Here is a 16,751-nt window from a genome sequence, read left to right on the forward strand (position 1 = left end):
TTGTTGAGGAACGACCGTAGCAGCGTTCCGGCATCGTCTGGCATGCGTTGTCCTCTCCTCGTGAGGATGTGTTTGCCGCATGGTGTCGTGAATGGCTCCCGCCTGAGCCGGTGAATCAGAGCAATTCCGGGGGCAGGACCACCACCGCCTTTGCCTGACTTGCCCTAGAGCAGCGCCGGCTCCGGATCGTCCTCGACTTCCTCGATGATCTCAGGCCCGTCATTCCTGGGCGAGCCGACGCCCCGCCCGATCTTCCACATCGTCATCAACTCGGCCGGGAAAGGCCTCATCAGATCGTTCGGATCCGGTTCCGGCGACAGCCAGCGTTCATAATCCTCGCGATGCAGGATGACAGGCATGCGGTCATGGATCTCAGCCATCATCTCGTTCGGCTCGCAGGTGACGATGGCGAAGTTGCGGATCGAAATGCCGTTCTCATCTTTCCAGCTTTCCCAGATGCCGGCGAGCGCGAAGGCGGAGCCGTCCTTCATCGCGATGGCATAGGGCTGCTTGTTCTTGCCCGTGCCATGAATGTCCTTCCACTCGAAGAAGCCGTTGATCGGCACTAGGCACCGGCGCGAACCATATGCCGTACGAAACAAGCCATTGGAAGCGATGCTCTCGCATCGGACATTGACCGGCGGCGGCCGGCCGCCTGATTGGCCCAGGAGGGCAGCAGACCCCAGCGTGCCGATACGAAGAGGGGCCTGTTACATTGAGGCTCGCGCACGACATCCCTTACGATGATGGGGTAATCAAGCGACGGCGCGCCGTTCCATCGGGGAAAGCGATTTCCGAGCCCGTCAATATCCCCGCCCCTGACAGCAAATGGGAAATTGCTGATCAGTTCTTCAAGCGAGGTCTTGACGATATGCGTCCGCACATGAGCCTTCTCCGCAGCCGAGTGATTAGATGTTCTTATTATGTTCCGGAACAGGATCCGGTCAACAAAGCGTCAATTGTACGCTGCTGGGACACGCTTCCTGTCCGGGACCGATGTGGCAGATCGGTTGCGAAGCGGGCGAAATTGTCGGAAAACACTCCCGGCAACTGAAGCTATGAGCGAACGGGAGCAGCCATGCCAGAACTGCGCATCGACCCTTTTCCCTCGCCCGCCGAACTCACCAGCCTCTGGTCCGCAGCGTGGAACACGCCGGAAGCACCTGACTTCTCCCGCATCCTGCCTCGCAGCCTCGCACACATTGGCGCCTATCACGCCAACAGGCTCGTAGGCTTCGTCAATGTCGCCTGGGATGGCGGCATTCATGCCTTCATTCTCGATACCTGCGTTCACCCCGACATGCGCCGGCAAGGGATTGCGACGCGGTTGGTCAGGGAGGCGACGACGATTGCCCGCGAGCGAGGCGCCGAATGGCTGCACGCCGATTTCGAACCGCACCTCGCCTCCTTCTATCGCAGCTGCGGATTCAGGCCGACAGAGGCAGGCCTCATCAAGCTGGCATAACATGACCGCCGTCCTTCGGTCTGCAGGGCCGACGGTCACGCCAAGCCCTCCGAAAATGCGGCTCCACCTCAATGCTCGTTTCGGCTATGATTCTCTGCTCATCGGAGGAGAGCCTACATGCGTCTGCCCACCGTCGTCCTCGCCCTCGCCTTCTCGGCGTTCGTGGCCCTGCCCGCCTTGGCGGAGACCTACAAGACGCCGAAGGCGCTGCTCAAGGCGCTTTACAGCTACGACACCGACAGGAGCGACGCCGAGGCGCCCTCGCCCTATTCGATCTTCTATTCCGACCATCTGAACAAGCTTCTCCAGGCCGATCTCGACAACACGCCCGAGGGCGATGTCGGCGCGGTCGATTTCGATCCCGTCATTGCAGGCCAGGACGGCGAGGCAAGCAATGTCAGGATCGGCCAGCCGATCGTGTTGGATGACAGGGCCGAAGTGGAGGTGGAGTTCGAAAACGGCAAAGAGGTGACACTCTTCTACACCCTGGTCCGCGAGCATGGCGGCTGGAAGGTCGACGACATCGCCGATCAGCAGGGCGATAATCCCTGGAGCCTGAGTGCGCTGCTGGGGGATGCGCAGTAAAACCGCAGGCGCCAAAAGAGAGCCCTCCCGGTGAGGAGGCCCAAGGGGCCGTCTCGAACCACGAGGGCGGGCGCGCAACTCCCTTACCTGCATTCCACAAAGCCCCTATGCAGAATCAAGGCAATGGCGCCGGTGGCCGCCCCCGTCCTTCGAGACTTCGCCCCGCGGGCTCCGCACCTTAGGGAGAGTGTGAAGCAAAGACGGTACCAGGAACACCAGAGGCAGGCTCTGCGATTCTCTTCACGATGAGGGCTGATCGATGTGGCCTGCCGCTCCGATCGCCGCTTCGCAAATCCATGCCCGGCCACCGAAGCGCCCCTCATCCCGTTTCGGCACGGAATCCCGATCTGGCACATTGGCGCAAGGATGCGCTAACTTTTTGTCAAGTATCTGAATCTTCGGGATTTCCTGTCATTATGAAGGTCATGCCACAATAATGCCGCTTGCTTTTTGCCCGAAATGCTGGCACGAATTCACTCACTCGGGCATTAGCATGCCGGTGACTGGACTGATGTGGTAATCCCTTCCCTTCCGGAAGGGGGCGCGGGAATCCCCGCCTGCGTAGACGTTCTTTCCCCGTACGTGACTTCTCCGACTGACCCTTCGTCCCCAACCCCAATCGGGACGAAAGCTAAAGCCGTCCGCTTCCTCTCGGGGGCGCGGATAAACACAGACTAAGGGAAAAGGACTATCCCAATGGCCACCAAAGGCACCGTAAAATTCTTCAACCAGGACAAGGGTTTTGGTTTCATCACGCCGGACGGCGGCGCAAAGGACGTTTTCGTCCACATCTCCGCGCTGCAGGCTTCTGGCATCCAGTCACTGCGCGAAGGCCAGCAGGTCACCTTCGACACCGAGCCGGACCGCATGGGCAAGGGCCCGAAGGCTGTCAACATCTCGGCTTCGTAAGCTAGATTATCGCTTCGGCGGCAGGAACGGCGCTCTGAAGGGAGCGCCGTTTTTGTTTGCCACGCTTGGATTTGTCGATCGCAATGCCAGGTGTTATATGCGCCCTTAAAGATGCCCTCGCCCGAGCGGCGTTGCAGGGCGCCCACATTGAGGCGCCGCGGCTACAAGGAACAATGGACCGTCGATGACTGACAAGAGGCCGATATTTGCGGTCGCCCCGATGATCGACTGGACGGATCGGCATTGCCGCTACTTCCACCGCCAGATCAGCCGGGAGGCGCTGCTCTATACCGAGATGGTGGTGGCCGACGCGATCATCCATGGCCCGCGCGAGCGGTTGCTCGGCCACGACGCCGCGGAACATCCGCTGGCGCTGCAGCTTGGCGGATCGGATCCGGCCAAACTCGCCGAGGCGGTGAAAATCGCCGAACCCTATGACTATGACGAGATCAACCTCAATGTCGGCTGTCCGTCCGACCGCGTGCAATCGGGCACCTTCGGCGCCTGCCTGATGCTGACGCCGGAGACGGTGGCCGAATGCGTTGCGGCAATGAAGGCGGTCGCGACCGCGCCCGTGACGGTGAAATGCCGGATCGGCGTCGACGAGCAGGAGCCGGAAGAGGCGCTGCCGGAACTCATCACCCGCGTTCTCGATGCAGGCGCCGACGCGATCTGGATCCATGCGCGCAAGGCCTGGCTCAAGGGCCTGAGCCCGAAGGAGAACCGCGAGATCCCGCCGCTCGACTACGAAATCGTCTACCGGATGAAACAGCGCTGGCCCGATGTGTTCATCGGCATCAACGGCGGCATCCGCACGCTCGACGAAGCCGCCGAGCACCTTGCCCATGTCGACGGCGTCATGCTCGGCCGGGCGGCCTACCAGAACGCGGCGATCCTCGCCGACGTCGACCAGCGCTTCTTCGGCGCGCCGGCAGCCGAACCCGACTGGCAGACCCTGTGCGACCGGATGATGGCCTATGCCGAACGCCATATCGCCGGCGGCGGCCGGCTGCAGCACGTGGCCCGCCACATGGTCGGCCTGTTCACCGGCCTGCCCGGGGCGCGGCGCTACCGTCAGATGCTCTCCACCGACGCGGCAAAAAACGGTGCCGGGCCGGAGGTACTGGCGGCGGCCTTCGCGGCAGTGGATTTTTCCGGGACGGAGCCGGAGGCGGTCAGCGCCTGACGCAGCGTTATACCTTTGTCGCAGCGGCCTGCTTGGGTGGTTGCGCGATCCGTAGGCGCTCGCATCAGCGCCATCTCCATAGGCAGCCCCGACAGGCTGGTCTGCGGGCGTGGAGATAGCTGCAATGCCGATCCGTGCGCTCACCGTGCTATGAAACCAGCCAATGGTTATGACCGCGCCATCGGCAGCAACATCTTCTTCTCGATCCGGCCGGACACCGAAAACACCAGGATTTCCGTCTCCTTGCCGATCCTGCTGCCATCCATCAGTCTGACGATATCGTCGACGCCGCCGACCGGGTTACCGTCGATGGCGAGAATGTAATCGCCCTCCTGCAGCCCGCCTTTTGCAGCCGGCCCCTCCGGTTCGACCCTGCGGACGCGGACGGATGTCGTTTGAACCGTACCCGCCGCGAGCGCAACCCGGCGCGGCAACACGATCGTGTCGCCTGCTATGCCTATGAAGGCGCGCCTGACTTGGCCATAGCGGAGAAGCTCCGACACCACAAAGTTGGCGGTGTTCGATGCCACGGCAAAGGCGATGCTCTGTGCGCCCTGGATGACGGCGGTATTAACGCCGATAACCTCGCCACCGGAAGACACCAGCGGCCCGCCGGAATTGCCGGGATTGAGCGCGGCATCGGTCTGGATGACATCCTCCATCAGCCGGCCGCTGGCCGCCCGCATCGATCGGCCGAGCGCGGAGACGATTCCGGCAGTGACGGTCCATTCGAAGCCCAGCGGATTGCCGATCGCGATCGCGATATGGCCCCTGCGCAGCCGCTGGGAATTGCCGAGCCTCGCCCAGGCCCCTGTGCTGGCATTGGCGCGAATGAGAGCGATATCGGTGTCGATATCGCGGCCGAGCACCCGGCCTTCGGTGACGAATCCGTCAGGCGTCGTGATGCGAACCACCTTGGCGTCGTCGACGACATGGCTGTTGGTAATGATCAGGCCGTCGGGCGAGACGGCAAAGCCCGACCCGTGCCCCTGCCGGCCACCCACCCGCTCGATCCGGCTGACCGCCGGGCCGACCGTGTCGACTGCCGCTGCGATCGATTGCGAATAGGCATCGATCAGCGCCCCGTCATTCTGGGGCACTATATCCTTATCCATGTAACCCATGTTCTGATCCTCAGGCGGCAGACGGCCGTCCCGCCGCCGGCAAAACAATCGCAGTTGCGATCGTCGCTATGGCGTTGTTGTGAGGATTAGATGGTTGGGAGTCGATCCCCGTTCAAGTGAGCGCCAGCGCGCTGCATCCGGAACAACATGATCGAAGGCGAAACACACCTAGCCGAACGTATAGATTGCACGAACCGGAATAAAGTGGCTCATTGCGGACATTGCCTATTAGCTCGGCCGCCTTCACTGCGCTGCCGAGCTACCGTAATCAAGGAATGTCGCAGCGCGAAGCAGTCGGGCAAAGACCGCCCAATTGCGTCGCCGTCGCCGGTTAACAGGGCACTGAGCGTCCTGGCAACTGATCATGCAAACTTCTGTCATATCAATAAAGTAGAACGAGGCATTCAATAAGCACATCATCATACTGTCGATTCCCATACCCAGGCGCGACTTTGCTACCCCGTCATCGGCGTCACGGCGCTCTTGGCGCCGCCAATCCCGCCTGCAGCAGCCTGTTTAGTCAATCCGACCCACAAGGAGCCATGAGATGAACACAGTCACAACGAAGGACGGCGTCGAGATTTTCTACAAGGATTGGGGGCCGAAGAGCGCCCAGCCGATCATGTTCCATCACGGCTGGCCGCTGTGCTCCGACGACTGGGACGCCCAGATGCTCTTCTTCCTCGACAAGGGTTACCGCGTCGTCGCCCATGATCGGCGTGGCCACGGCCGCTCCACCCAAGTGGCCGACGGCCACGACATGGACCATTACGCTGCCGATGCCGCAGCCGTCGTCGAGCATCTCGATCTCAGGAATACCGTCCATGTCGGCCATTCCACCGGCGGCGGCGAAGCGACCCACTATGTGGCCCGCCACGGCCAGCCTCAGGGCCGGGTCGCCAAGCTCGTCATTATCGGCGCCGTACCGCCGATCATGGTGAAAACTGAAGCCAATCCGGGCGGTCTGCCGATCGAAGTCTTCGACGACCTGCGCAGGCAGCTCGCGGCCAACCGCGCTCAATTCTATCATGACCTTCCCGCCGGCCCGTTCTACAGCTTCAACCGACCGGGTGCGAAAGTGTCGGAACCGGTCATCAACAATTGGTGGCGCCAGGGCATGATCGGCGGCGCCAAGGCGCATTACGACGGTATCAAGGCCTTCTCGGAAACCGACTTTACCGAAGACCTGAAGATCATCACCGTGCCGAGCCTCGTCATGCATGGCGACGACGACCAGATCGTGCCAATCGCCGACTCCGCGCTGCTTTCATCCAAGCTCTTGCAGAATGCGACGCTCAAGGTCTATGAGAAATTTCCGCACGGCATGTGCACGACCCATGCCGATATCATAAATCCCGACATCCTCGCCTTTATCAAAGGCTGATCCGACGTGTCGCCGGGTGCTGATGATGCGCCCGGCGGCCGCGCCGCTTTTTGGCAAAACGGTTTTATCATGAAACCGTTTTCGTCGATTTGCGTTTAGCGGCCATGAAAAGAGAACGTGAACCCTCATCAAAGGCTTACCGGCAGGACCGTTTCGAAAATACCGAGCGTGCCGCAAAGGAAACCATCGAGGCGGAGCAGCGGGCTCGCCGGGAAAAGACCAAACGCCTGAAAGAGCTGCGCCTGTCGCAGCAGGGCGGTAAGGATCCCGCGGCCAAAGAGAGATCTTCTGCCCCGCCTATTCCGTCCGGCCGAGGCGCCGATTGATCTTAGCTCCACCCCGGCGCCGCGTCTTGCCGCGGCTCCAATATTGTGCAGATTTCGGACGTTCGCCCATCTTGCGAAGCAAGGGCTGCGAAATTATCTTTTTGCACAATAGCGATTCACGGCATCCCAAAAGGGCTGATTGCGATGTCAGACAAGCTTTTCAGCACGCGTGACGAACCACTCGCCTCCGCAGATCTCGATATTTGCAGGCGCGTGCATGAAGCCCTGTGTAGCGGGCTCGATATCGACAGAGCAGGCGGAGAAGCCGATCGTCTCGGAGCCCTGATTATCGAGCTTTATCGGCAAGGTGTGCATGATGAAGACCAGCTTCGACTGCTTGCCGGCGGGAAGCGAGTCTGACGGCACGCGTCAGTTTCCTCACGACACCCTGCCCGTGATCCTCGTTTCAGACGCACAAAAGCGCGCTAACAATTTGGTCCATGTATCGGCCCGGAAATCTATTCCGATTTCGAACCGATACGCTAGCCATTTCCGGTGATTTAGAGGCCAGTCGCCTCGGTACTCGTTGCTGTGGCCGAGGTTTCGGTTGAATCTACAGCCGGCGCCGATTCGGTCGTTCCCGATACTTCTTCCGTGCTGCCCATCTCGGCTTCCGGCGTTTCCGCGGTTGCGCTAGGATGTGTCGTCTCGCTGCCCTCGGCGGTTTCGCCAGTCGGAGTCTCGGTTGCCGGAGTCTCCGTCGTCGGGGTCTCCTCCATTGGTTCTTCCGCGACCGGCGCCGCAGCCGCCAACGCGTCTCTCATCTGGTCGATCGTGCCGATAGCCGTGCCGATGCCGAGCGTGTCCTTAGCCCAGGCCAAAGCTTCGGGGCTGAGCGTGCCCGTCTTGGTCGCCGAAGCCAGTGCTGTCGTCAGAGCGGCGTCGCCGAGAACAGGATCGTCCGCCGGCGGGGCAACCCCGTTGGCCAGCTCATACTGAGCGTAAGCGGTAGCGTACGCCGCGATCGCTGCCATCTTTGGGTCCGCGGTATTCATCAGCGCGTGGTAATTGCGCCTCAGCGAATTCAGTCCCGCGAGTTCCGCCGCGGGCTTCTTCGCGGGCCTAGTCGCAGGCGCTGCGGCGATAGTCGTCTTCTTGGCCGCGCCTTTCGTGCTGACGGTCTGCTTGGTCGATTTCGTCTTCCCGGCCTCGACCGACTTCCCCGAGCTCTTCGCGCTGCGGCTGCCGGTCGTCTTGCCGCTGGAGCTGGCGCTATCCTTTCCGCCGCTGCTCTTGCTGCCGGCGCCGCCATGGCTGCCGCTGCTTCCACTGCCGCCGCCATGGCTGCCACCGCCGCCGCTTCCACCACCGCCACCGCCGCCGCCGTTACCACCACCGCCACCGCCGCCGTTGCCGCCCTTGGCGAAAGCTGGCGAGAGATCTGGAAAGATGGTGTTGAGGGGCGCGAGCGCCAAATTGGTGGAGAGACAGAGAACGCCAAAAATTCTGGAGAGCTGCATAATGATCCTTCCTACCCCGGCGCCGCAACGCCGCTACGTCGAGATCATCGAGCTTCCCCGTAAAGATCTAATTGGACATCTTCTTTCAATTTGAACTTTTCCCTGAATATTCAGCCACGGAAGGTGAATCCATCCCAAAATGAAACCAAATCCCTCCCGCAACGTTATCCCTGATACATCGGTTTACCTAAGGTGAGTAACATGAAAAGATTCGCCATCATTGCCCTGTCGATTGCGACGGCATTCTCAGGAATGCCCGCATCTGCAGGCCCAGTCTTTGTGCCGAGCTCGGTACAACAGGCGGTGCTGCCGGAGACCGGGGGCGGCGATGCTCGGATCATCGCGGTCGGCTGCAATAACTTCACGAACTGCCCTGGCCAGTTCAGCAATGGCCGCAGGTGGTATCCGCGACGCCATTACCACCGAGATCGCGACTATTATCGAGACGACCGCTACGGCTGGGATCGCCGTTATGACCACCGCTGGCACCACCACCACGACAACACCGGCGCTATCATTGGCGGCTTGGCGGCTGGCGCCCTGATCGGCGGCATCATCGCGTCGCAGCCGGGCGCCTACAGTTCACGTGGCTACAGCTCGCATGCTGAATATTGCTACGCCCGCTACCGGTCCTACCGAGCCTACGACAACACCTACCAGCCGAACTACGGCCCGCGCCGTCAGTGCCGGTAAGTTCAGTCGTCAGTACTGCAAAGGCCCCGCATCTACGTGCGGGGCTTTTTGTTGGTACGTAAATGCTTCCCAGCGGCTCTCCGTCGTGCTGTCTAGCCGGGATCGAACCTTCCGAGCGGCCGCATTTGCAAGGTGACCTATGACATCAGGAGACACCGCACTGTTGAATTTCCCAGCAAGGCCGTAAGCATCGCCCACCTCGGAAACGCGCGGGGAAACAAATCGATGGAAGCTGGAGACCGGTGAGCGAATTTATCGAGGGGATCGACTGTCCAGACGGCCGAGCCGGAGAATTCGAACTTGTATCAAGCGATAAGGAAGGACAGGTTCGATCACCGGTGAAATCGACGGCCAGGCGTTGCAAGTCAATCTGAAAGAGCGGATTGGGAGCGACTATAACAGGCAGGAATGCCGATGGGGATTGAAATGGACTTACGAAAACGTAAGCAATAACAGGAAAATCCTATTGGAAGGTTGAAAACGATCCTAACCCCAGCCCCACGAGTCAATGATCAAAGCGACAAGATTAGTTAGTCGCAACGCACACCTTCCACCACCACCCTTCGCCTAAATCACGCCACCTCAGCCGCCATCTTCTCCCGCACCTCCAGAAATGCCGCCGTCAGCTTCGCCAGCACCGGCGAAGTCACCGTCCCGTTTGCCCCGCCGATCGGATCGACGATGTGGATCCGCCGAAGATCCTCCATGAATTCGTCCCAGAGCGGCTGTCCGCCCTCTTCCAGCAACTCGGCGCGAATGCTGAGGTCCTCGCTCACCGGCAGGTGACGCCTGCCCCAAGCGCCGATCATGGCGAACAGGGGAACGAGCTGGATTGCCGGTTCCGTCAGGCTGTAGATTGCTTTCTGGCTGTGGCTCGGATCGTCCCGCTTGCTGATGAAGCCGAGCGAGAGCAGCCGCTTCAGCCGGGCAGCCAGGATATTGGAGGCGATCCCCTCCTCCGAATGATTGAGCAGATCGCGGAAATGCCGGCGGTTGCCGAACATGATGTCGCGGATAATAATCAGACTCCATCGGTCGCCGAGCACCTCCATCGTCAGGTTGATCGGACAGCCGGACCGCGATTCTATATCCACGAAGCATCTCCTGCAGAAACCAGTTGCATTATAGGATCACTCGTGCGAGATAACAACTAGTTTCAAATCGCAATCAGATGGAGGAAAGCATGTCTAAGGTGCGCGTCGCGGGGTTTTCCGTTTCCGTGGATGGTTTCGGCGCCGGGCCGGAGCAAAGCCTGAATGATCCGCTCGGAAAGCGCGGGCCGGAAATGTTTCAATGGTTCTTCCACACGCGCACGTTCCGCGCGATGATGGGTAAGGACGACGGTTCATCCGGCATCGACGAGGATTACGCATCCCGCGCCATGGCCAATTTTGGCGCCTTCATTCTCGGGCGCAACATGTTCGGCCCGATCCGCGGCGAATGGCCCGACGATGCATGGAAAGGCTGGTGGGGTCCGAACCCGCCTTACCACGCGCCGACCTATATCCTCACCCATTATCCACGCGAACCGCTTGTCATGGAGGGAGGCACCACCTTCCATTTCGTCACCGGCGGCATTCATGAGGCACTCGACCAGGCGAAGGCGTCGGCCGGCGATAAGGATGTGAAGATCGGCGGCGGGGTGGCGACCGTCCGCCAATATCTGCAGGCTGGTCTGATCGACGAGCTGCATTTCGCCGTCTCGCCCGTCGTGCTCGGCAAGGGCGAAGCGATGTTTGCAGGCATCGACCTTCCTGCTCTGGGCTTCCGCGTCGTCGAGCATGCCGCCAGCGAAAAAGCCACGCATGTCGTACTGGCGAAATAACCGAACCGCCGGTTCAGTCCGGCGATCTCCAGCGTGAGCATCGCCGGAAGAATATTTCTTCCGGCGTCAGAACCAGGCGTCTGCCATCGCCGTCTCGCCTCGCGCCGATCCCGTCACATTTTGCCCGTGCTTTTTTATGGGCATCTCCACATGCACCTCGCGGTCGTCCATCTTCATGACGACTTTTATAAATCAACGGACCTGGGATTAGGCCGGCATCACCCGGTAGACGCATGCCATCCCTTCGACGCCCCGAAGCGGAGCCTCGAAGGCGACCACCCTGTGTCCGGAGAGCAGCCGGCTGACGTCAGGCGCCGAAAACAGGGCTTCGGATAGACAGATCTCGCCGGCCTCGGCCAATGATTGCACCCGTGCCGCGACATTGACGGTCTGCCCGAAATAATCGAGGTTGTCGTTCAAGGTCACGGCGATCGACGGACCGCAATGGGCGCCGATCTTCAGGATGATGCTGGGATCGCCATGCTCGCCGTTGAAGCGCTCAATTTCTTCAAGCATATGCAGAGCAGCCGAGATGGCGTCGCTCGGGCGGGAGAAGGCCGCCATCACCGCGTCGCCGATCGTCTTGACGATCGCGCCCGAATGCTCCTGCACCGTGGCGCCGAGCAGGGCGAAATGCTCGCGCACCAGTGCATAGGCATTGAGATCGCCGAGCCGCTCGTACATCGCGGTCGAACCCTTGAGATCGGTGAAGAGAAGCGTCACCTGACGGATGCCGAGGCCCTCCCTTTCATCAACGCATTCGGAGCGAAACAGCCTCCGAAAAGTCTGGCGCGCAAGCAGCATCCCGCCTGACATGTAAGGATCGAAATCGAGAACAGGCTTGGTGGTCTGCGCCAGGATCTCGGGCGGCCAGTTGATGAGAAGCAGTGAGCCGCGCGCGGCAGCCGAGTTCTCGACTTCGACGATGGCCGGGCCGGGCCGAACCGCTGAGGACGAAGGGCAAAAATGCCGACCGTCGTACCCGATTCTGAGGAGTGCCGGCGCCGTAACGGGCTGGCCTGCCACCGGCAGCGCAAAGCTCGCCTGGGTCTCCACATTGATGCCAGCGAGCGCACCTGGGCCGAGTTCAGCCCTGATCGTCGTAACTGAACCCGGCGTCAGGAAGGAAAGGCCGCGCACCAGCCCTTTCAGGACGTCGAGGAAGCGGACCTGCTGACCGGGCAGCCGCGCATCGCTGAGAAACCGTGCCTTCCAGTGAAAATCCTCGACCGAGAGCGAGCCGGGATCGTGAAAAGACAGCCGGCGCAGCTGCGGCGACACTGTGAAGGTGACCTCGATGAAATCGTCGAGGTCGGTTTCGCCGGAGACGTCGCACAGGCCGCAGACATAGTGAGTCTTCAGCGTTCTCAAGGCGCCGAAACTATCGAGCACCATTCCAGATTGGGGACATACGACGTCCCAGCTCATCTCGAACAAACCGCTGCGCGTCGCATAGAGAAAGAGATCGATGCTTTCCGCCTCCGAAATGGCGACGTCGTGCGCGAAAGCCAGCGGGTTGACGCGGTAGAGGGACAGATCGTCACCGCTGCGGATCAGGTTTTCGAATTTGGCGAGGCCTCGCGGGCTCCAGGACCGGGCCTGCTGGATCTCGGTCATCTTGCTCTCAAGGAGCCGTTCCTGAACGCCAGTCATCTGACGCCTCACAAAGTTCGGCCGGGCCATGCGACCGGGAATCGCCGCGATTATAGCAGACGCTCGTCCGTGCGGGTCAAACGGAGCCTGGCCGAGCAGAAGTCTTGCGGATTAGCCCGGAAAGGCGGCGCCAGGGTTTTCAGAAGCTTTCCCGCTCGATCCCCTATCCCGGCATTTACTATCTGCGACATCCGGACTGCCTCAGCGGACCATAACGCTCAGCAGTGCTGTTCTCGAGCGGTCGTCAACTAAGCGTCTCCAAATAGCTGTGGCATTGCTGCAGAATGAGCGTAGAGTACGTGTCATCGGCCCATCGGATCATCGGCACGACCGCTTGAGAGACCGTCGTGCTCTTGCCGCTTTATACAGGGTACGAAGATGCTCTTGTCGCTTATTTCACTCGACGACAGCCAAATAACCATCGTCACCGATGCCGTTCGGCAATGGTGCTGCGAGAAAAAGCTCGACATCGACAGCCTCGAAGGACGCCGCGCCATCACCGTTGCCGTCGATCTCGTGCAGATGAACACGGCTCGCGACCGGCTTTTTGCCGAACTGTCGAAGCAGTTGGATCACCAATAGGAACCCGAAATCGGTCCATCAGGGCTGCCCCTGCGCCGTGACAGGGGCTGCGATAATCCGTGACCGGCTCGCAGAAAGCCTCTCATTTGCCGTGTTGCGGTCGTTTGTTAGAGCGGCTCATTGCTTATCGGAATCGGTTCTGGATTCCCAAATCAGCAGATTTGTGATTCATGATGGATGCTGGAATGGAGGCCAGCATCCATGACGCGACCCTATTCGAATGATCTTCGCGAGCGAGTCGTTGCAGCGGTTGTGGACGGTCAGAGCTGCCGGGTGGTGGCGGAGCGGTTCGACATAGCTGTCTCATCCGTGGTGAAGTGGTCACAGCGTTATCGGGCCACCGGCAGTGTGTCACCGGGCAAGATGGGCGGCCATCGCCGACGTGTGCTGGAGCCGCACCGCGCCTTCATCGTCGAGCAGATCGAGCAGACATCGCATCTGACGCTACATCGGCTGAAGGATGAGTTGGCCGCCCGTGGCGTGAGCGTCTCCCACAATGCCATCTGGCAGTTCATGCGCCGCGAGGGCTTGAGCTTTAAAAAAAACGCTGTTCGCCCTTGAGCAGGGCCGCGCCGACATTGCCCGGCGCAGAGCCCGCTGGAAAGCCTGGCAAGACCGCTTCGATCCGAAGCGGCTCGTCTTTATCGACGAGACCTGGATCCGCACCAACATGGCGCCGTTACGCGGGTGGGGGCCGAGGGGCAAAAGATTGCGCGGCTTTGCCCCGCATGGCCGCTGGCGCACCCTGACCTTCCTCGGCGCCCTACGCTGCGACAAGCTCACTGCGCCCTGCGTCTTTGACGGTCCCATCAATGGCGAATGCTTTCACGCCTATGTCCGCCAGCAGTTGATCCCGACCCTCAAACCTGGCGACATCGTCATCCTCGATAATCTCGGCTCTCACAAAGCCAAAGCCATCCGCGACGCCATCAGGGCCGTCGGCGCCAGGCTCTGGTTCCTGCCAAAATATTCCCCCGACCTTAATCCGATCGAACAAGCCTTCGCCAAGATCAAGCACTGGATGCGCCAGGCCCAAAAGCGAACCATCGAGGAAACCTGGCGCCATCTGGGCTTACTCGCCGACACCATCAAGCCAGAGGAATGCGCCAACTACTTCTCAAATGCGGGCTATGCTTCCGTCAAAACATGAAAGGCTCTAGGAATTCACCGCGTCCCGGCCGGATTCGAGCTCTTCAAGATACGCTGCGAACATGTCGGCCATGGCTTCGGCGTAGGTTTCGATCTCGCTCAAGCTTCGGGGAGCCTCCGAGAATTGCTTGCCCACCGTGGCGAGCGTCGTGACGATCAGGTCACCGGCCAGTTCCCGGCTTGCCTCCGGGACCGATGGCAGCACCTCCTGCATGAACAGCCCGATGATGCGGTCTCCCGACGCCCTCACCGCCTGCGCCTCCGGCGCATCGCGATAAAGCGGCGCTGCGTCGTGAAGCGCCACTCGCATCGCCGCCTCCTCACACTCGGAGCGAAGAAAGGCGTGAACAAGGCTGCGCAGCCGTTCGAACGGCGGTCGTTGTGCATCGGCAAGAATATCGGCGAGCATGCCGTTCGTCTGCCGCCATTCGTCGCTCTGCAGCCGGAAGAGGATTGCCGCCTTGTTGGGGAAATATTGGTAGAGCGAACCGATACTGACGCCCGCCCTCTCCGCTACCCTCGCCGTGGTGAAGCGATGGGCTCCCTCACGCGCCAAAACCTGAGCAGCAGCATCGAGGATCGCCGCCACGAGCTCCGTCGAGCGGGCCTGCTTAGGCTGCTTTCGTGAAGAAATCCGGGTACTTGGCCGGTCGCTCATGGCGGCTCTCCGCAATGCGATTAGAAAATGCGAGGGATTATTCGTATTTTTCACCCAGCGCAAGACCCTCATCATTCCAAGGAGCCCTCCGATGACGACACTGACCACCGCGCCACTCGCGCCTCTCCTCGACCGCCTGTTCGAAGAAGCCGCCGCGGCGACGAGCCCCGCCATATCCGAGCTTTCCAGCGAGGAGCGGATGCGCCTGATCAGCAGCAAGACGGAATATCTCGACCTTTACGGGCGACTGAAGGATCTCTGGCTTCCTGTCTCGCGCGAGGCCGGCACGCTGCTCTACATGCTGGCGCGCAGCTGCCGTGCTCAAACGATCATCGAGTTCGGCACATCCTTCGGCATCTCGACCCTCCATCTTGCTGCAGCACTGCGCGACAATGGCGGCGGCCGGCTGATCACCAGCGAGTTCGAACCCTCGAAGCTGAGGCGGGCGCGCGAAAACTTGACGGCCGGCGGCCTCATCGACCTTGTCGAAATCCGTGAGGGAGATGCCCTCCACACCCTCGGCACAGATCTTCCTGATACCATCGACCTCCTGTTTCTCGACGGCGCCAAGGGCCTCTATCGTGACATCCTGGAGCTGGTGGAAGACCGCCTGAGACCCGCGGCGCCCTCATCGTCGCCGACAATGCCGACCTCAGCCCCGAATATCTCGCCCGCGTTCGCTCCGCCGCAGCTGGCTATCTGTCGGTCCCGTTCGAAGAGGACATCGAGCTGTCGATGCGCGCCTGAGGATATTCGCAACCGGCTCCGCGCCCTCACCCTTGGATGTTCGCAATGGCACCAACGGTGAGGCCGCGCACAAGCATCGCACAGCACCATCGCAGCCACTTCCGGACAAAGCCGGTCGCGCTCAAAGACGCTTTTCGAAGAACGTATCCGGATATGGATCGTCATTGAACCGCTCGATCTCGGTCCAGCCGATGCCGCGATAGAGCTGCTGCGCCTCGGGAAGCGCGCTGTTGGTATCCAGACGCAGGAGCCGGATGGACAACTCGCGGGCGATCGTCTCGGCAGCCGACATAAGCCGTTTTGCCATCCCGAGGCCGCGCGCGGCCGGGGCGACCCAGAGCCTCTTGATCTCCGCCACCTCGCCGCCGCTACCCTTCAACCCGACACAGCCGATCGGCAATCCGTCGGACATCGCGACCAGGAACGCGCCGCGCGGGCGGATCATGTCCTTGGCGTCAGGATCGCGGGAAAGCGACACGTCGAAACCGTTGTCGAAACGGCGTGCGAGTTCGCCAAAATATTCGTTCAGGCAATAGCGGGCGTCGTCGTGCCGAGGATCTTTCTCCTCCAGCACGATCCGGTCGCGTCCAAGGGAGCAGGCGACGATATCCATGGCGCGCAGGAGTTCGTCCGGGCGGCGATGACGCGCCAGAAACGCTTCGGCCTGGGCATTGGAAAGTGCTTCATAAGCCTGAAACTCGCACTCGCCGGTGCTGGTCAACCTGGTGATGCGGCGACGCGCATCCCGATCGTTCGGGATGGTCTCGATCAGCCCCTCCTCCTCCAGAGCGCGCAGCAGACGACTCATCAGACCCGAGTCAAGACCGAGATAATCGCGGATCGCCGCAACATCCGATTGGCCACGACCGATCGAATTGAGGACACGAGCAGCACCGAGCGGACGACCGCGCCCAAGGAAAGACGTATCCAGAGCGCCGACTTCGGAGGTGACGGCGCGGTTGAAGCGGAGGACGCGGGCGACAGGATCGGCAACCATATTATCTG

The 16,751-nt window shown here is 61.0% G+C and carries 17 protein-coding genes and 2 pseudogenes; 12 read left to right on the top strand and 7 right to left on the bottom strand.

Annotated elements, in window-relative coordinates; translation table 11 throughout:
* Window positions 1-164: 164 nt before the first annotated feature.
* Window positions 165-885 (bottom strand): annotated as a pseudogene (locus NMA58_RS11925) (SOS response-associated peptidase).
* A gap of 193 nt (window positions 886-1,078) precedes the next feature.
* On the opposite strand from NMA58_RS11925, the gene NMA58_RS11930 reads away from it, so the two are divergent.
* From NMA58_RS11930 to dusA, 4 genes are all read left to right on the top strand, one after another.
* Window positions 1,079-1,465, top strand: coding sequence for a GNAT family N-acetyltransferase (locus NMA58_RS11930; RefSeq protein WP_430960808.1), 387 nt, complete (start codon window positions 1,079-1,081; stop codon window positions 1,463-1,465).
* A gap of 117 nt (window positions 1,466-1,582) precedes the next feature.
* A complete protein-coding gene (locus tag NMA58_RS11935) occupies window positions 1,583-2,050 on the top strand; it encodes a DUF3828 domain-containing protein (RefSeq protein ID WP_434710160.1) in 468 nt (155 codons plus the stop codon).
* A gap of 696 nt (window positions 2,051-2,746) precedes the next feature.
* Window positions 2,747-2,959, top strand: a complete 213-nt coding sequence (locus NMA58_RS11940; protein WP_003540801.1) for a cold-shock protein — start codon at window positions 2,747-2,749, stop codon at window positions 2,957-2,959.
* 184 nt (window positions 2,960-3,143) lie between these two features.
* Window positions 3,144-4,145: a tRNA dihydrouridine(20/20a) synthase DusA gene (gene dusA, locus NMA58_RS11945; protein WP_434710168.1), complete on the top strand. Its 1,002-nt coding sequence runs from the start codon at window positions 3,144-3,146 to the stop codon at window positions 4,143-4,145.
* A gap of 167 nt (window positions 4,146-4,312) precedes the next feature.
* On the opposite strand, the gene NMA58_RS11950 is transcribed toward dusA, so the two are convergent.
* Window positions 4,313-5,269, bottom strand: a complete 957-nt coding sequence (locus NMA58_RS11950) for a S1C family serine protease (RefSeq protein ID WP_434710170.1) — start codon at window positions 5,267-5,269, stop codon at window positions 4,313-4,315.
* Between the two features lie 547 nt (window positions 5,270-5,816).
* Between NMA58_RS11950 and NMA58_RS11955 the strand changes: the two genes are divergently transcribed.
* The 3 genes from NMA58_RS11955 to NMA58_RS11965 all read left to right on the top strand — a co-directional run bounded on the left by NMA58_RS11955 (window position 5,817) and on the right by NMA58_RS11965 (window position 7,339).
* Complete coding sequence (locus tag NMA58_RS11955) at window positions 5,817-6,653, top strand: alpha/beta fold hydrolase (protein ID WP_097600046.1); 837 nt, start codon at window positions 5,817-5,819, stop codon at window positions 6,651-6,653.
* A gap of 104 nt (window positions 6,654-6,757) precedes the next feature.
* The gene (locus NMA58_RS11960) at window positions 6,758-6,979 is read left to right on the top strand and encodes a hypothetical protein (RefSeq protein ID WP_434713413.1); all 222 of its coding nucleotides are present in this window, start codon (window positions 6,758-6,760) and stop codon (window positions 6,977-6,979) included.
* 144 nt (window positions 6,980-7,123) lie between these two features.
* Window positions 7,124-7,339 (top strand): hypothetical protein, encoded by a 216-nt coding sequence (locus NMA58_RS11965; RefSeq protein ID WP_085778548.1) that lies wholly within the window; start codon window positions 7,124-7,126, stop codon window positions 7,337-7,339.
* A gap of 140 nt (window positions 7,340-7,479) precedes the next feature.
* On the opposite strand, the gene NMA58_RS11970 is transcribed toward NMA58_RS11965, so the two are convergent.
* Window positions 7,480-8,439, bottom strand: coding sequence for a hypothetical protein (locus tag NMA58_RS11970; RefSeq protein WP_434710172.1), 960 nt, complete (start codon window positions 8,437-8,439; stop codon window positions 7,480-7,482).
* A 201-nt stretch (window positions 8,440-8,640) separates the two neighbouring features.
* On the opposite strand from NMA58_RS11970, the gene NMA58_RS11975 reads away from it, so the two are divergent.
* Complete coding sequence (locus NMA58_RS11975) at window positions 8,641-9,132, top strand: BA14K family protein (RefSeq protein WP_434710174.1); 492 nt, start codon at window positions 8,641-8,643, stop codon at window positions 9,130-9,132.
* 572 nt (window positions 9,133-9,704) lie between these two features.
* Here NMA58_RS11975 and NMA58_RS11980 read toward each other — a convergent pair.
* Window positions 9,705-10,226, bottom strand: a complete 522-nt coding sequence (locus NMA58_RS11980; RefSeq protein ID WP_183705912.1) for a winged helix-turn-helix transcriptional regulator — start codon at window positions 10,224-10,226, stop codon at window positions 9,705-9,707.
* An 89-nt stretch (window positions 10,227-10,315) separates the two neighbouring features.
* On the opposite strand from NMA58_RS11980, the gene NMA58_RS11985 reads away from it, so the two are divergent.
* The gene (locus NMA58_RS11985) at window positions 10,316-10,957 is read left to right on the top strand and encodes a dihydrofolate reductase family protein (RefSeq protein WP_430960800.1); all 642 of its coding nucleotides are present in this window, start codon (window positions 10,316-10,318) and stop codon (window positions 10,955-10,957) included.
* A gap of 207 nt (window positions 10,958-11,164) precedes the next feature.
* Here NMA58_RS11985 and NMA58_RS11990 read toward each other — a convergent pair whose 3' ends face one another.
* Window positions 11,165-12,610, bottom strand: coding sequence for a DUF5939 domain-containing protein (locus NMA58_RS11990; RefSeq protein ID WP_430960799.1), 1,446 nt, complete (start codon window positions 12,608-12,610; stop codon window positions 11,165-11,167).
* A gap of 378 nt (window positions 12,611-12,988) precedes the next feature.
* Between NMA58_RS11990 and NMA58_RS11995 the strand changes: the two genes are divergently transcribed.
* Together NMA58_RS11995 and NMA58_RS12000 are read left to right on the top strand one after the other, a co-directional pair.
* Window positions 12,989-13,192 (top strand): hypothetical protein, encoded by a 204-nt coding sequence (locus tag NMA58_RS11995; RefSeq protein WP_430960798.1) that lies wholly within the window; start codon window positions 12,989-12,991, stop codon window positions 13,190-13,192.
* A 201-nt stretch (window positions 13,193-13,393) separates the two neighbouring features.
* A protein-coding gene (locus NMA58_RS12000) for an IS630-like element ISRel6 family transposase (RefSeq protein WP_434710177.1) occupies window positions 13,394-14,342 on the top strand; the annotation gives its coding sequence in 2 pieces (ribosomal slippage) (window positions 13,394-13,729 and window positions 13,731-14,342; 948 coding nt in all).
* A 6-nt stretch (window positions 14,343-14,348) separates the two neighbouring features.
* Here NMA58_RS12000 and NMA58_RS12005 read toward each other — a convergent pair.
* Window positions 14,349-14,999 carry a TetR family transcriptional regulator gene (locus tag NMA58_RS12005; protein ID WP_434710179.1) on the bottom strand — a complete coding sequence of 217 codons (651 nt, stop codon included), beginning with the start codon at window positions 14,997-14,999 and terminating at the stop codon, window positions 14,349-14,351.
* Window positions 15,000-15,090: 91 nt separating this feature from the next.
* On the opposite strand from NMA58_RS12005, the pseudogene NMA58_RS12010 reads away from it, so the two are divergent.
* Window positions 15,091-15,746 (top strand): annotated as a pseudogene (locus tag NMA58_RS12010) (O-methyltransferase).
* A 121-nt stretch (window positions 15,747-15,867) separates the two neighbouring features.
* Here NMA58_RS12010 and NMA58_RS12015 read toward each other — a convergent pair.
* A complete protein-coding gene (locus tag NMA58_RS12015) occupies window positions 15,868-16,743 on the bottom strand; it encodes a bifunctional helix-turn-helix transcriptional regulator/GNAT family N-acetyltransferase (RefSeq protein ID WP_434710181.1) in 876 nt (291 codons plus the stop codon).
* Window positions 16,744-16,751: the final 8 nt, after the last annotated feature.

This window comes from Rhizobium sp. YTUHZ045 (assembly GCF_051124255.1).
Classification (GTDB): Bacteria; Pseudomonadota; Alphaproteobacteria; order Rhizobiales; family Rhizobiaceae; genus Rhizobium.

Bases quoted from the DNA above. Each gene is read 5' to 3' on its own strand.
- dusA (WP_434710168.1), top strand. From the start codon at position 3,144: ATGACTGACAAGAGGCCGATATTTGCGGTCGCCCCGATGATCGACTGG.
- NMA58_RS11960 (WP_434713413.1), top strand. From the start codon at position 6,758: ATGAAAAGAGAACGTGAACCCTCATCAAAGGCTTACCGGCAGGACCGT.
- NMA58_RS11985 (WP_430960800.1), top strand. From the start codon at position 10,316: ATGTCTAAGGTGCGCGTCGCGGGGTTTTCCGTTTCCGTGGATGGTTTC.
- NMA58_RS11955 (WP_097600046.1), top strand. From the start codon at position 5,817: ATGAACACAGTCACAACGAAGGACGGCGTCGAGATTTTCTACAAGGAT.
- NMA58_RS11940 (WP_003540801.1), top strand. From the start codon at position 2,747: ATGGCCACCAAAGGCACCGTAAAATTCTTCAACCAGGACAAGGGTTTT.
- NMA58_RS12015 (WP_434710181.1), bottom strand. From the start codon at position 16,743: ATGGTTGCCGATCCTGTCGCCCGCGTCCTCCGCTTCAACCGCGCCGTC.
- NMA58_RS11930 (WP_430960808.1), top strand. From the start codon at position 1,079: ATGCCAGAACTGCGCATCGACCCTTTTCCCTCGCCCGCCGAACTCACC.
- NMA58_RS12005 (WP_434710179.1), bottom strand. From the start codon at position 14,999: ATGAGCGACCGGCCAAGTACCCGGATTTCTTCACGAAAGCAGCCTAAG.
- NMA58_RS11970 (WP_434710172.1), bottom strand. From the start codon at position 8,439: ATGCAGCTCTCCAGAATTTTTGGCGTTCTCTGTCTCTCCACCAATTTG.
- NMA58_RS11950 (WP_434710170.1), bottom strand. From the start codon at position 5,269: ATGGGTTACATGGATAAGGATATAGTGCCCCAGAATGACGGGGCGCTG.
- NMA58_RS11995 (WP_430960798.1), top strand. From the start codon at position 12,989: ATGCTCTTGTCGCTTATTTCACTCGACGACAGCCAAATAACCATCGTC.
- NMA58_RS11975 (WP_434710174.1), top strand. From the start codon at position 8,641: ATGAAAAGATTCGCCATCATTGCCCTGTCGATTGCGACGGCATTCTCA.
- NMA58_RS11990 (WP_430960799.1), bottom strand. From the start codon at position 12,610: ATGACTGGCGTTCAGGAACGGCTCCTTGAGAGCAAGATGACCGAGATC.
- NMA58_RS11965 (WP_085778548.1), top strand. From the start codon at position 7,124: ATGTCAGACAAGCTTTTCAGCACGCGTGACGAACCACTCGCCTCCGCA.
- NMA58_RS11935 (WP_434710160.1), top strand. From the start codon at position 1,583: ATGCGTCTGCCCACCGTCGTCCTCGCCCTCGCCTTCTCGGCGTTCGTG.